Genomic DNA, 14,077 nt, shown 5'->3' with positions numbered 1-14,077 from the left:
ATTGTTATTTATCTTGAATTCATAATGTTATTAAACTTTGTTTTGATCATATAGCATTTAATTCTGAACCAAAATCAGCTAAATAATAAGGTGAAAGATCTTTTTGTGAAGTGTAATTGATTCTATCTACATAATAGTTATTTCATCCATCTGTATCTTGAACAAAAGCAGTTAAATTATAACTTCCAGATAATTCAATAGATGTTCCATCATCACTAACATAACTTTCTTTTTCATTATCTACAAAAGTTACATTATAAGTTGGACCATCACCATTATGACCTTGAATAACATGAGTTCAGTTGCTTGGGAAAGGTAATGGATTATCTCTAAATGAATAATATCATCAATATGCATCATATAAACTTCTGTTAGGACCGGTAATATTTATTGGATGACTTTTATAAATATTAAAATTATAGAATGAAAAGTATTTATTATAAATTTGTTTTCATGAATCTAAATCTTGATTTGTTATAACATCAATAATTTTTTGTTTTAATAAAGGGTCTTGTAATGGAGTTTTTAATTTTCAAACATTACTTAAATTACTATCTGGTGTTAGTGATTGAATATAATCTAAATCGATTGATTGTTTTTTAGTAAATACAAAATAAGTCATTTCAAATCATTTATCAACAATTTCAGCTTTTAATTTATTATCAACATCTGCATATTGTATTAAATAAGCTAAACAATCTCCCATTACTTTTGCAGCAACATAAACTTCTAATTGTTCTCTAATTATTCGTTGATAATATGAAATTAGTTCGTTAACTGCGTTGTTTGAACCATATTCATTTCGACAACATAATATATGGTTTGAATGATTGATACTATGTGAATCATAAGAAATGTTTAAAAAATTAATTTTACTTTGATATTTATTTAAAAAGCCATAAACTCTATCTAATAAACCTTGTCCAGTTCAAGTTGAAACATCTTGTAAAGCATTATAATAATCTCCGACACTTAAAACATCACTATAATATTCACTATTATTATCTTTTAGTTGTGTAGTTTGTTTTAATTTATTTTTTAAAACTGGTGTTGTTACTGTTGATAAATTAGTTATCGGTTGACTAGATAATCCTAATGCTGATAACAATAAAAATGATTTAAGCATAATAATCGCCCCCAAAATATGAAAATGTGTTTATTTTATTTTGTTTTAATAGACTTATTTAAACGGTCCGTACTCATTGTAGTTTGAGCGGGTAGTTAAAAAACTGAAAGTAGCAATAAACCTTTCATAACGTACTAACATAATAAAATCCCCTTTGAAAATTAAAATTACTTTTAACTTATACTTTTATTATAAAACTAGATATGTTGTTGTTTGTTCATTTAATGAAATATTTTTCAATTAAAGATTTTAACTATGAAAAATTTTTCTCTTACATATTAATTCTAGAATTTTCAAATAAAATAAAAGACACCATAAGTGTCTTTAAATATTAAACCGCTTGATTTGTGTGAGAGATCATTAATTCTTTGATTGATACATCTTGAGGAAGTTGATAAACATATAAAATAGTTTGAGCTATTTGATCTGCTGATAGTCCACCATTAAGTTTATTTTTCTTTTTCATATAGTTTTCTAAAACTTCTTTATTAGTTGTTGTTGATAATAAGTTAGTGTCAACTATTGCTGGTTCAATTAAACAAAATCTAATGTTAGTGTCAGACAATTCTCTTCTTGCTTGTTCAGTAATAGCATTAACTGCAAATTTAGACCCATTATAAACTGCATGATCAACTGAAGTATATCTACCTGACACACTAGAAATATTAATTATAGTTCCGTGATTTTGTTTTCTCATAGTTGATAAAACTGCATCCATTCCATTAATTACACCTTTAATATTAATATCTAAAGTATCATATTTTTCTTGTAAATCTTGATCTGCATATTTATCCATTGGCATAATTCCAGCATTGTTAATCATTAAATCAACTGGACCAAATTTTTCTTCAGCTAATTTAATTGCATTTTTAATTTGATCAATATCTCTAACATCAACACGTGCTGTAATACAATTTTTTAAATTTAAATTATCTAAAATTTCTTTTCTTCTAGCCATAATTAAAACAGGATAACCTTGCTCAGAAAATAATTTAGCACAAGCTAATCCAATACCACTACTTGCTCCAGTAATTGCTACTAATTTTTTCATAATCTAACTCCTTTTAATCAAAATCTATTCCTAATAATTCTTTAGCTTCTTTGATTTTATTTTCTTTTATTAGTTTTTTAATATTTGATGAAGAAATATCATTATCTCTTTTTTCAACAATAACATTATCGATTCCAAATTCAGCAATTAAATAATTAATATCACCTTTAGCTTGTCAACCAAATCTAAAATCTTCACCTTCAACAATTTTGATAACATTTAATTTAGTTTTTAAATCATTTATAAATTGTTCTCTAGTTGTTAAAGTTAATTTTTTATTAACTTTAATATCATAAAAATAATCTAATTCTTTTAAGTTTTTATTTATATAGTTTAGTTTTTGTTCTTTTGTTGCTATTTTTTGATAACTTTTAGATTCAACAAAGTTTTTGATTTTTTTATCAAAACTAATAACGATACTATTTAAATTCTCTTTTTTAGCTATATCGATAACTTGATTAATTATTTTTTGATGATAGATGTGAAAACCATCAAAATTACCAATAGTTATAATTGATTTTTTATTATTTTTAATTGGTTCTATTTTACTAAACGCTTGATTGAAGTATTGCATTAATTATCCAATCCTCCTCTTTTAGTTTTAAAAATATCATCATTTAATCTTTCATAACAACTAATTAAATTATTATCTTTATCACTTATAAAAACTAGATCTGAATTAATATCTAATTTTATTTTTTTACCTTGTTTAACACTTAAAACATCATCATAATTAACTATTTTATAATCAGATAATTTAATAGCATCATACATAGTTGTTAGATTATCTCAATTAATTTGATCGATAGTTTTTGAGCAAGTTATATCAAAAGATCCTGATTTAGTTCTTCTTAATTCTTTTACATAACTAATAGTGTTTAGATCTTTAGCAATATCAACTGCTAAACTTCTTATATAAGTTCCTTTAGAACAATAAACATCTAAAGTTATTTCATGATTTTTACTATCATAATTTAATAGTTTAGTTTCATATATTGTGATTGTTCTTGATTTGATTTCAACTGTTTTGTTTTCTAAAGCATATTCATATAATTTTTTACCATCAACTTTAATAGCTGAATAAATAGGAGGAGTTTGATCATAAGTGTAATTATTGTATTTATTTATAACATTATTTAAAGTAGTTGGATCAATTTCAAAACTAGGTTCGGTTTTAATAATTTCAGTTTCAGCATCATAACTACTAGTTTGAGCAAATAATTTTAAAGTAACAATATATCTTTTATCATTATTTAATAAATAATCACTTATTTTAGTTGCATTATTAACTAAACAAATTACAACTCCAGTTGCTAGTGGATCTAAAGTTCCGCAATGTCCTACTTTTTTAATATTTAGCTTCTTTTTAACTTGTTGAATAAGATTATTAGTGCTTATGCTTTTAGGTTTATCTAATATTAAAATTCCTGATTTTTGATTCATATTTTATTCTTTCTAACTTAAAAAAACCAAGTTTAAACTTGGTAATTTTATTTTTATTTTGAATTTTGTTCAGCTAAAATTTCATTAATGTGATTTGCACGATCTAAACTTTCATCATATTCAAAATTTAAGTTTGGAACACTTCTTCAATCTAGTTTAGAAGCTAAAATCATTCTAATTTCTTTTAATCCTTCTTCAATTTCTTTACCAACATTTTCTTTTGAAATCTCTTCATTAATTGGTAAGAATGAGTAGAAAATTTTAGCATGAGATCCATCAGCTGAAAGTCTTACTTCAGCTACTGAAACTGTATTTAAAACTGGGTTTTGTAATTCTCTTTGTAATATTAAATTTAGCTCTCTTAACATTTGTGATTCTTTTTTCTTTTGAGCTTTTAAGTTTGACATAAATAAACCCTCCAATTTTTGTATATGTTTATTATATCATTATTATTAACTTATAAATTTAATATACTGTGTTGTTTACTAACTAGTTTTAGTTTGTTATACCAAAAATAATGAAGTAATAATTTTAGTTATATTTTCAATTATTTCATAATTTCATTTTTAACAATCAACAATAGCAAGTAAACATTTTTTCATCATATCTGATTTCTTTATGCAAGTGTGCTGGGTACCCCGAAATCCGGACTTTTTTAAGCGGTAACCTGTCTTGTATATTGAACAGGTGTTAGTCCGCTTAGTTTTAAGCTTATTCTTTTATTATTATATCAATAAATATATCAATTTAATTTCTCAATAACTTGATCAATATTTTTGTATTTTCTATTATAAAACATTTCTCTTTTTAATATACTAAAGAAATTTTCTGCAGGTGAATTGTCTAGACAGTTTCCTTTTCTAGACATACTTTGAATAGCACCTGCCTTTTCTAATTTTTCTACAAATGATTTATGTTGGTAATGAATTCCTTGATCGGTATGTATTATAGTTTTACCAGGAATTATCTTGTCTATAAAACTGTCAAGTGCTCTATTTGTCATCTCAACAGTTGGTCTAGTTCCATAACTGTAACCAACAATTTGATTGTTGAATGCATCTTTATATATTTGTAAATATAGCTTATTTTCACCAACCTTTAATTCAGTTAAATCACCAAATATTTTTAGGAATGGTATATCTGCTTTAAAATCCCTTTTTATTACGTTATTAGCAACAGTTCCAACCGTTCCTTTGTAAGAGCTGTATTTTCGTCGTCTAGAAGCGTTATAAATAGAAACTAAGCCATTTTCTTTCATTATTTGTAAAACTTTCTTTTTACTGATTTTGTAACCTAGTAGTTTCAATTGAAGGTGTATACGTTTATGGCCAAAATCACGGTCATTATCGTAGAAAATCTCTTCAATTTTTAAAGTAATTTCCCTGTATTTATCGTTCTTATCGATATTTTGTTCTAGTTTTTGTTTTCATTCATAAAATGTAGATTTTTTAATGTTAGCAATTTCTAATCAATCAGATGTTTTTAAGTTCGGATAGTTCTGCTCTAATTCTAAAATTGATTTTACTTTTTCTTTGTTTTTGAATGAATTAGAGCTCTCAACTTTTTTAAATACATATTCTCAGCTCGAGCCAATTCTAGTTCATGCTGTAATCGCTTATTTTCTTCTAAAAGTTTATCAGTCTGTGTTTCTGATAGTTTCTTTTTGTCTGATGGCATGTTATCAATATATCCTGCATTTCCAATTAATTTAGAAATACCAGCAACACCATGTCTATAATATTTGCTTTCTCACAAAGATATTGTCGATGCGTTCTTTATATTAAAATGTTTTGCTGTTTCTAAAAAACTTAAATTATTTTCATTTTTATATTTTATAACAGCAATTTTAAACTCAGAAGTGTATATAGATTTATTCTTACTCTTCCTAATACCTCTAATACCAAAAGATTCATATTGACATTTCCAATTAACTATCGTGTTAATGTTTATTCCATACTCTCTAGACACTTGAGTAATAGTCTTACCACTTAATAATTCTTTTATGACTCTCTTTTTGATCTCATATAAATACTTCGCCATAAATATAGTACCCCCCTGTCCGGACAGGGGGGTACTATGCAGTGTACTCTCTTACATTCTATTTTTTTTTTTTTTTGCAAGACTTGAATTTATTTGTTGTGTGTGCTATTTACAAAATCATTAAAGATAAATTTAAATTTAAAAGGTTATATTTTTCAATTTCTTTCTAATACATTATTGGTGAGAGAATGGATAAGTTAAAACTATTTAGTATAGATTTTTATCGATATTTAGTCAATAAACATTTCTTTTTAATGTTTTTATTATTATCGTGCTGTTTTTGTTGTAATTTAATTAGTAGTTTTGATTTGAAATATTTAATTTTAACTATTTTATTTTTAAGTATTTCAATTAGTTTAAATTATAAAAATTTTCATTTAATATTAATAATTTTTATAGTGATCTGTTTAGTTTTTTTAGGTTATAAATTATGGTTTAAACATGATGATTTAAGTTTTTTAAATAATAAAGAATTACAAGCTAAAGTTGTAAGTAAACATAATAATTATGCAATTTTAAAATATAAAAATATTAAGTTTTATGTAGCTGATTTTGATAATAAATTTCTTTTAGATCAAAAAATAAATATTATTGGAACATTTAAAAAATTAGAATCAAATACTAATTATTATCAATTTGATTTTTTTGATTATTTAAATAAACAATTTGTAAACCATCAATTAGATAAATATAAAATTAATGATATTTCTAATGGAATTAGATCAAGTGAGTGATTAAGTAAAAATATTTATTCAAATAATTTAGTTAGTATGTTTTTATTAGATAAAAATAATAAATCTTCAGAATTAAATAAAGTTTTATCTGATTTAAACTTAGAATTTTTACTTGTTTTAAGTAGTTTTAATATTCATTTATTTACTAGGTTTTTTACAAATTAAACTATAAGTATAAATGAACTATTAGTTTAAAATATCTTTTTATGTAATTGTATTTTTAATATCTTATTTAACAAATTTTAGTTATGCTTCACTTCGTATTGTTGTTTATTTTTTAGTAAGTGAGTATTTTATTTTTTCAAATAAAAAGTACCATTAATTTTTAAAAGATTTATATGTTTAATAATTTGTTTTTTACTAACACCAAGTTTTTTAACTTCTAGTTCAGTGTTGTTTGTGATTTTAGCTTTTTTATTTGTTTATGAAAATATGTTTAGAAATAAATTTTTAAACTATATAACTAGATCAAGTTTATTTACTTTTTATTTTATTCCACTGCAAATTTATACATTCTACAGTTTTAGTATTGTTACTCAAATTAGTTTAATCTTTTTAAGACCATTATTTGCTTTAATTTATTTTACAATTCCAATTTGGTTATTAATAAATACTAGTTTATTGACTAATAGTTTATATAAAATATTAACTTGAATAAAAGCGATTAATTTTAATATTAATTTAGGTTATTTTAATGTTATGTTTTTATTAGTTGTTTATTTAATTGTTTTAATTGTTATGATGTATGAATTTAGAAATTTTAAAACTTGAATATTATTGTTTTTTGTTTTACTAGTTTGTTATTTAATTAATTGATTGTTAAAACCTGGTGTATTTTTATCAATGTTAAATGTTGGAAATGCAAATACTTTTATTTTTCACGATAAATATAAAAATATTACTATTATTAATGATTGTGGAACTGGTGCTGGATTTTCAAAACAAATACCATATGAATTTTTAAAATATTATGGAATTAATAAAGTTGATTTAATTATCATTTCTCATTATCATGCTGATCATTTTAATGGATTAGAGACTATTCAAAAACATATTAGAGTAGATCAAGTAATTGACTATAATAATTTTGAACACATTAAATCTTTTAAAGGAGTTAATCTTTACTTTTTTTGAAATAATTTAAAATCAGAAAATAATAGATCTTTGGTTCATATTTTAGAATACAGAGACATTAGAATTTTATTTACAGGTGATATTGAAAAAGAAGCCGAACTTAATTTAGTTAATAGTGCATATTTTAGATATGTATTAAGTTTAAAACCCATTGATATATTGCAAGTTGCTCATCACGGATCAAAATCAAGTTCAACAGAAGAATTTATCAAATTAATAAACCCTAAATATGGACTAATTTCAGCTAACTCAAGAACTTATAATTTTCCAAATATAGAAACTTTAACTACATTATTTAAATACAATATTACTTATTTTGAAACTGAAAAAATCGGAAATTGCTTTTTTGATTATAGTTCTTATAGATTTTGATTTAAAAAATAAAAAAGACCACCGAAAGGTGGTCAAATTATTTATCTAATGGATTGAAAAATATTAAGCGCTCATTAAGCGTGATTTTTCTCTAGCAGCCTTGTTATCTTTAAAGATTCCTTTTTTAAGACCTTTATCAACTAGACTAACAGCAGCTTTAACTAATTCTTCTTTATTAGCATCGTTAGCTTTTTTAGCAGCTAAAGCTTTTTTAATAGCAGTTTTGATTTCTGATTTAAAAGCTCTGTTAGCTAATCTTGATTTTTCGTTAGTTAAAACACGTTTTTTCTGAGATTTAATGTTTGCCATTTCTTTTTCAACTCCTTTTATAAAATATATAGATTTTTGAAATACATATACAAGTATAACAAATTTTAAAATAAAGTTAAATATAAAAATAATATATTTTAATCACTTAATTAATTTATTAGATAAATAAATATTAATTATTTGATTATTATAGCAATTAAAATTGTAAAATATATAAATGAATAGAGTGGTTGATATGTATTTTGTTTATTCTGAAGACTTCTTTTTAATGAATCAAAAAATTGATGAAATTATAAAAAAGAATCAAAATAAAGATAATTGTGAAATAAAGACTTTTTCTTTAACTGAAGATGATTTTAATGATATTTATGATAATGTAACTAATTTTAGTTTTTTTAGTGATCAAACAATTATAGTAATTACTGAAGCATATTTTGTAAATGAAAGTAAGACTAGTTTTAATAAAAACTTTTCACTAACTAAACTAACTGAAATGATTAAAAATAAAAATCCAAATAATATAGTTATTTTTGCAATGAATTCTAATAAGTTTTCTAAAAAATTAAAAATAGCTAAATTTATTGAACAACATTGTAATGTGATTTATTTAAAACCTTATGATCAAAATCAAACTATTGAATATATTATTAAATATCTAAATTCTAAAAATAAAAAAATTGATAATAAATTAGCAAATGAAATTTATAATTATTTACCAAATGATCTACAAACTATTACTAATGAATTAAATAAATTAGCTAGTTTAACTTGTCAAATTAATTTAGATATTATAAAAAATGTTTTTGCTAAATATCATCAAGATGATGTGTTTATGTTAGTTGATGCTTTTATAAGCAATGATATTTCTAAATTTATAAAACTTTATAAAGATTATGTTTCGATTAATGATGATATTATTGCTTTAATTAGCCTATTAGAAACTAATTTAACTTTTTATAGAGATGTATTAATTTTAAAACAACAATTTTTATCTCAACAAGAAATATCATCAATGTTAAATTCTCATCCTTATCGTGTGAAACTAGCAATGAATAATAAATATAATATTAAACAACTAAATGATAAAATTAAAATAGTCTATAAAATATTTAAAGGTATTATTTCTTCTGAAATGGATAAAAACATTATTGTAGAATACGAACTTATAAAAAATATGGGAGGATAAAATGCAAGAATTATATTTACAAACTATATATTTAGCTAGAAATATATTAAAAACTGAAAAGTTAAAATATTTTATTTATAAAAATAATGAATTTAAAAATAAATTTTTAACATTAATAAATAATATTTTCACTCTAGAAGCTAATCATGATCAAAATATTGATGGAGAAACTTTTGCAAAACAATTTGCTAAAGCATTTATTTTAATAACAAATCAAAAAGAAAAACAAAGATTTGAAGCATTTGATAATAAGACTGAACAAGATATGTTTTCTGATATTGATGCAATTATTAAATTAATAGTTAAAGAGTTTAAAGTAGCTAAAACTAAATTAGTTGATCAAACTGACAAAATAACTTCTAGTGAAATTCAAAGTTTATCTGTTTTAAATGATGAAACTATTAGTAAATGAGATGAAAGACTTCAACAAGAAGATAAACCAAAACAACAAGAAAATATTAAAAGTGGAACTGAATCTCAATCTGAAAAACAAAATGTTGAAGTTGAACAAAACAATCAAACAGCTCAACAATCAGATATTAATGACATTTTTAAACAATTTAATCCAAATATGTTTGAAAATTTAAAAAATAAAGAACTTCCAGTTCTTCCTATACAAGATCCTAGGTTTTATCCATACAATTCAAAACCTAAGTTTATGCCGATATTTAAAATAATTTTATCTGTTCTTTCTATTATTTCTACTTTATTATTAATTTCAACTTTACTATTTTTATCATTAAGTTTTTTAGATATAAGTTCAAATGAATATGCAGTAAGATTAAAAGCAAATGATTGAACAAATTTTATAGATAGTAGTCAAATTAAACTTTTAAAAAAAATTCCTTTATATGGGTTTAAAAATAGAGGTGTGCCAGGTTCATTAACAATGACACTTCTAAATGTTCTTCCTGCTGTACTAATATATATTCTTCCTGCTGTGTTAATTTGTTCTTACACATTCAAGTCAAATCAAAATAATAGAGAAAAATATAGAATGAGATTAATGCCTGTAATTCTATTTGTAGTTATGTTTGGAGTAGTGACTGGAACATTATATGTATTTATTTCATCAAAAAATATTGAAGCCAGTTGAGGAAAAGACTTACTTGATCAATTAATTACAAATAATAAAGATCAATTTAAAGCTAATTTTAATGACTTCTGAGAACTAGTTACAAAAAATTATGGTTCAAAAATTAATATAGCAACAATTTTATCTCCAATATGTCTTTCTATAACAATATTTACTTTACTTGTTGCTGTTGTGTTATTAATTGTTAATCCAAAAATAGATAAAGAAAGAATTATAAAAGCTAATATAGAACACCAAAAAGCAGTTATGGCAATTATGAACGGTGAATCATATGAAATAGATCTTTCATTATATGATAATGAAGAATTAGAAATTAAACAGCCGAATAAATTTCAGTTATTTATAATGAAAATTAAAAATAAAAAATCAAATAAAAGTAAAAAAGATGAATAAATTTCATCTTTTTTTGTCTAAAAGAGCAATTTTTCAATTTTTTTCCTAATACATTAATGAATAGAAATAAGGAGAAAATTATATGAAAACAATAGATCACTTCCTGAAAAAAGATTTCAAGTATCTAACAGAAACTGAAAAAATTGAGCTCTTTCAAATACTAGAGCCCCCGATAAATTTTGCTATTAAAAAAGCATTGTCAAAGTTTTATAAGGTTCCTCTAGAGTTTCAAGATATGCAAAGTTATGCTTGAATGGCATTTGATGATTTATTAAAAAAGTATCAATCAAAAAACATTAAGAAAAAATTCGTTTCATCAGTAATTGATGCTGTAACGTGAAAATGTACTGATGCTTGTGTTAAGTATATAAATAACAAGCACAAAGTTCTGAATAACAGTCTTTATAAAAATGAAAACACTGATTTAAAAGATGATAACGTTAAAGAAATGAGTTATTCTGAATCTACAATGGGCTGAGAAGATCTTGTAGAAAAATATTTTCAAACAACAGAAGAACCTCTGGCAAGAGACATTTTTTATATGTACGCAAACGAAGTTAGCAAAACACAAATTTGTGAAACATTAGATATATCAAGAAATAAATTTACAAGAATACTTAGAAAAACTATATCAGACTTACAAGAATTAGCAACACCGTTATTATAATTCTACATATTATTAATTATAATAGTATGTAGAGGGTGGATTTTATGAGTTACTATTATAGACACAATTTTTCTTTTAGTTATCATGGATTACAAAGAGCAAAAGAACGTTTAAAACTTAAAGATAAAAAAGATTATGAAGTAAAAGAAATATGTTTAGATCATATTAGAAATTCTACAAAAAGTTTTCATGACAGTAGGTATAATTACATATCAGCTTCAAATACAAATATATATTTTGTAGTTGAAAAAAATAGTAATTTAATAGTTACAGTAACTGAGATTTCTGCTGAAAAACAATGAAAAATGTATGGAGGTAGTTCATGATAATAGGTATATTTGGAAAAATAGGTTCAGGAAAAACTACGATTTCTAATAAATTTATTAACTTTCACCCAGACTTTAAAATAATTAATGCTGATCTTGTAGCTAAAAAATGTTTAGAACAAGAAGAAGTTAAAAATCAATTAAAAAAGATAGATGAAAACATTTTAGATAATGACAATAATATAAATAGAAGGTATCTAAGAGAAAAAATATTTTCAAACAAAGAATTTGGACAAAAAATAGATGATTTATTATGACCAATAATTAGCGATGAAATAAATAAAGAAATTTCTTTTGATCCTGATGCAAATTACATTATTGAAGTAGCATTATTAAATAAATTAAACATTCCTAATATTGATTTTAAAGTTAAAGTAAAATCTAATTTATTTAAAACTGCATATAGAGTCAAAAAAAGAGATGGTGTAAGTCTTTTTAACATTTTTAAAATTTGGTCAAAACAAACTAAATTATTAAAAAAAGCTAAAAGTGATATTACTATCAAATATTTTTATGAACTAGAACTTTATATACAAAAGAATAAAATTATTGTTGATTAAAATTATGAAAGATAAAGTATTTTACAAAAAATCCCTCACTTAATAGTTGTGTGGGATTTTGTTTTATTGGTTAAATTCTTCTAATTCACCATCATTTAATACTTTTGTTATTTTTCCTTTGTACTCAGTTAATTTTTCTTTAGCTATTTTGATTTTTTGAATACTTTCTTCAAAAATTTTCATCGCTTCTTCTAAAGAAATATCATTACTACTTATTTTCTTTGTATCTTCTTGAATTTCTTGCATTAATTCGTCATATGATTTTTGTTCGTTATTCATTTGCAATCACCTCTTCTAAATTTGCTACTAATTTACCATCTATTAAGAAAACTTTTATTTTCTCATTTGTTTTAACGTCCTTATATGAAGTTATTTTGATTCCATTTTCATTTGTAACTATACCATATCCGTTTTCTAAAGGTTTTTTCGGATTTAGTAAGTTTAACTTATTAGCCATTGATTCAAATCTCAATTCTTCAATTTTCATTTTTTGTAAAATTAATGATTTAAAGTTTGAAGTCATGAAATTAAAGTTATTTTTATATTGCTCTAATTTATAAACACTTTTATTTTTCAATACATTAGTAGAATCTATTATTTTAATATTTTGATTATTAAAAGCTATTTGTATATTTTGTATTAATAGTTCTTTTAATTTTAAAATATCTTTATAAGAGTTATTTATTTTGGTTTTTATGCTTTCTGGAATACTATATTCTAATTGTTCTATTAAAATCTCTTTACTTGAAATGGCAAATTCTACTGCTTTATTTTGTTGAGATTTTAAATGTAATAAATCTTTTGATTCTAATTCATATCTGTTTTCAATTTGTAAACGTAGTTTATCTAAATGATATTTCAATTGTTTTTTTAATTCTTGAATATCTCTACTTACCAATTCACCAGCAGCAGTTGGAGTTGCAGCACGTACATCAGCTACATAATCAGCTAGTGTTACATCCGGTTCATGACCTACAGCACTAACAATTGGAATATCACTATCTTTAATTGCTTGAAGTAATTCCATTTCATTAAATGATCAAAGATCTTCATAACTTCCACCACCACGTCCAACAATTAACACATCAAGTTTTGTTGCAAAACTATTTGCTTGTTTTATCTTTTCAGCAACATCATGAGCTGATTGATTTCCTTGAACTTGAGCAGGGAATAAAAATATATTTGTTGAAGGCATTCTTCTATGAATTGTTGTTACTAAATCATGAATTGCAGCACCCGTATCAGCTGTAATTATTCCAACATTTTGAACAATATTTGGAAGTCTTTTTTTAATACTTTGATCAAATCAACCAGCTTGTTTTAGTTTTAAAAATCTTTCTTCATATATTTTTTGAAGTTCACCGATTCCTTCAATTTGAACATCTTTAACTTCAAAATTTACTTTTCCACCAACTACATAATATGTAATTCTTCCTGCACAAGTGATTTGCATACCTTCTTTAGGATTTAATTGAATAAGTTTGTGTGCGTTATTTTTTCATATCATACAACTTATAGTTGCATTTTCATCTTTTATTGAAAAATATACATGACCTGATTTATTTAAGGTTAAATTGCTAATCTCACCTTTAACATATATTAATTTAAAATAATCAATGTTTTCTAAATAGTTTTTTAAATTTTGATTTAACTCTTGGACTGTTAAAACTTTTTGCATA

14 protein-coding genes and 1 pseudogene are annotated in these 14,077 nt (G+C 23.2%); 6 read left to right on the top strand and 9 right to left on the bottom strand.

Translation table 4 applies throughout. The annotated features are described in order from the left end of the window. Positions 1 to 4 precede the first annotated feature (4 nt). The 6 genes from NX779_RS01480 to NX779_RS01455 all read right to left on the bottom strand — a co-directional run bounded on the left by NX779_RS01480 (position 5) and on the right by NX779_RS01455 (position 5,660). The gene (locus tag NX779_RS01480) at positions 5 to 1,126 is read right to left on the bottom strand and encodes a hypothetical protein (protein ID WP_259430435.1); all 1,122 of its coding nucleotides are present in this window, start codon (positions 1,124 to 1,126) and stop codon (positions 5 to 7) included. A 331-nt stretch (positions 1,127 to 1,457) separates the two neighbouring features. Continuing rightward, positions 1,458 to 2,177: an SDR family oxidoreductase gene (locus NX779_RS01475; RefSeq protein WP_259430434.1), complete on the bottom strand. Its 720-nt coding sequence runs from the start codon at positions 2,175 to 2,177 to the stop codon at positions 1,458 to 1,460. Between the two features lie 13 nt (positions 2,178 to 2,190). After that, a complete protein-coding gene (locus NX779_RS01470) occupies positions 2,191 to 2,751 on the bottom strand; it encodes an FAD synthetase family protein (protein WP_259430433.1) in 561 nt (186 codons plus the stop codon). Beyond that, positions 2,751 to 3,620, bottom strand: coding sequence for a tRNA pseudouridine(55) synthase TruB (gene truB / locus NX779_RS01465; RefSeq protein ID WP_259430432.1), 870 nt, complete (start codon positions 3,618 to 3,620; stop codon positions 2,751 to 2,753). The genes NX779_RS01470 and truB overlap by 1 nt, the downstream gene beginning before the upstream one ends. Before the next feature lie 53 nt (positions 3,621 to 3,673). Next, positions 3,674 to 4,027, bottom strand: a complete 354-nt coding sequence (gene rbfA, locus NX779_RS01460) for a 30S ribosome-binding factor RbfA (protein ID WP_004427559.1) — start codon at positions 4,025 to 4,027, stop codon at positions 3,674 to 3,676. Between the two features lie 248 nt (positions 4,028 to 4,275). Continuing rightward, positions 4,276 to 5,660, bottom strand: a protein-coding gene (locus NX779_RS01455) for an IS3 family transposase (RefSeq protein ID WP_259430431.1) whose coding sequence is annotated in 2 segments (ribosomal slippage) — positions 4,276 to 5,189 and positions 5,189 to 5,660 — 1,386 coding nt in all. Because the reading frame shifts where the segments join, the coding sequence is not laid out codon by codon here. A gap of 188 nt (positions 5,661 to 5,848) precedes the next feature. On the opposite strand from NX779_RS01455, the pseudogene NX779_RS04510 reads away from it, so the two are divergent. Further along, positions 5,849 to 7,912: pseudogene (locus tag NX779_RS04510) on the top strand (ComEC/Rec2 family competence protein). Positions 7,913 to 7,963: 51 nt separating this feature from the next. Here NX779_RS04510 and rpsT read toward each other — a convergent pair. Then, a complete protein-coding gene (rpsT, locus tag NX779_RS01440) occupies positions 7,964 to 8,209 on the bottom strand; it encodes a 30S ribosomal protein S20 (protein WP_004427565.1) in 246 nt (81 codons plus the stop codon). A 196-nt stretch (positions 8,210 to 8,405) separates the two neighbouring features. Between rpsT and holA the strand changes: the two genes are divergently transcribed. The 5 genes from holA (at position 8,406) to coaE (ending at position 12,398) form a co-directional block, all read left to right on the top strand. After that, positions 8,406 to 9,356 (top strand): DNA polymerase III subunit delta, encoded by a 951-nt coding sequence (gene holA / locus NX779_RS01435; RefSeq protein WP_310795082.1) that lies wholly within the window; start codon positions 8,406 to 8,408, stop codon positions 9,354 to 9,356. Between the two features lies 1 nt (position 9,357). After that, positions 9,358 to 10,845 carry a hypothetical protein gene (locus NX779_RS01430; protein ID WP_259430427.1) on the top strand — a complete coding sequence of 496 codons (1,488 nt, stop codon included), beginning with the start codon at positions 9,358 to 9,360 and terminating at the stop codon, positions 10,843 to 10,845. An 82-nt stretch (positions 10,846 to 10,927) separates the two neighbouring features. Next, complete coding sequence (locus NX779_RS01425; RefSeq protein ID WP_259430426.1) at positions 10,928 to 11,512, top strand: sigma-70 family RNA polymerase sigma factor; 585 nt, start codon at positions 10,928 to 10,930, stop codon at positions 11,510 to 11,512. 44 nt (positions 11,513 to 11,556) lie between these two features. After that, positions 11,557 to 11,841, top strand: coding sequence for a hypothetical protein (locus NX779_RS01420; RefSeq protein ID WP_259430425.1), 285 nt, complete (start codon positions 11,557 to 11,559; stop codon positions 11,839 to 11,841). Then, entirely contained in the window at positions 11,835 to 12,398 is a 564-nt protein-coding gene (gene coaE, locus NX779_RS01415) for a dephospho-CoA kinase (RefSeq protein WP_259430424.1), read from the top strand. Before NX779_RS01420 ends, coaE begins: the two co-directional genes overlap by 7 nt. 63 nt (positions 12,399 to 12,461) lie before the next feature. Here coaE and xseB read toward each other — a convergent pair whose 3' ends face one another. Further along, positions 12,462 to 12,677, bottom strand: coding sequence for an exodeoxyribonuclease VII small subunit (gene xseB, locus NX779_RS01410; protein WP_004427571.1), 216 nt, complete (start codon positions 12,675 to 12,677; stop codon positions 12,462 to 12,464). Beyond that, a complete protein-coding gene (xseA, locus tag NX779_RS01405; RefSeq protein WP_259430423.1) occupies positions 12,670 to 14,076 on the bottom strand; it encodes an exodeoxyribonuclease VII large subunit in 1,407 nt (468 codons plus the stop codon). The genes xseB and xseA overlap by 8 nt, the downstream gene beginning before the upstream one ends. Position 14,077: the final 1 nt, after the last annotated feature.

Origin of the sequence: Mycoplasma cottewii (genome assembly GCF_024918975.1) — a bacterium.
GTDB classification, from domain to species: domain Bacteria; phylum Bacillota_I; class Bacilli_A; order Mycoplasmatales; family Mycoplasmataceae; genus Mycoplasma; species Mycoplasma cottewii.
Note: the sequence above shows the minus strand (reverse complement) of the source record. Positions and strands in the feature narration are given on the sequence as shown.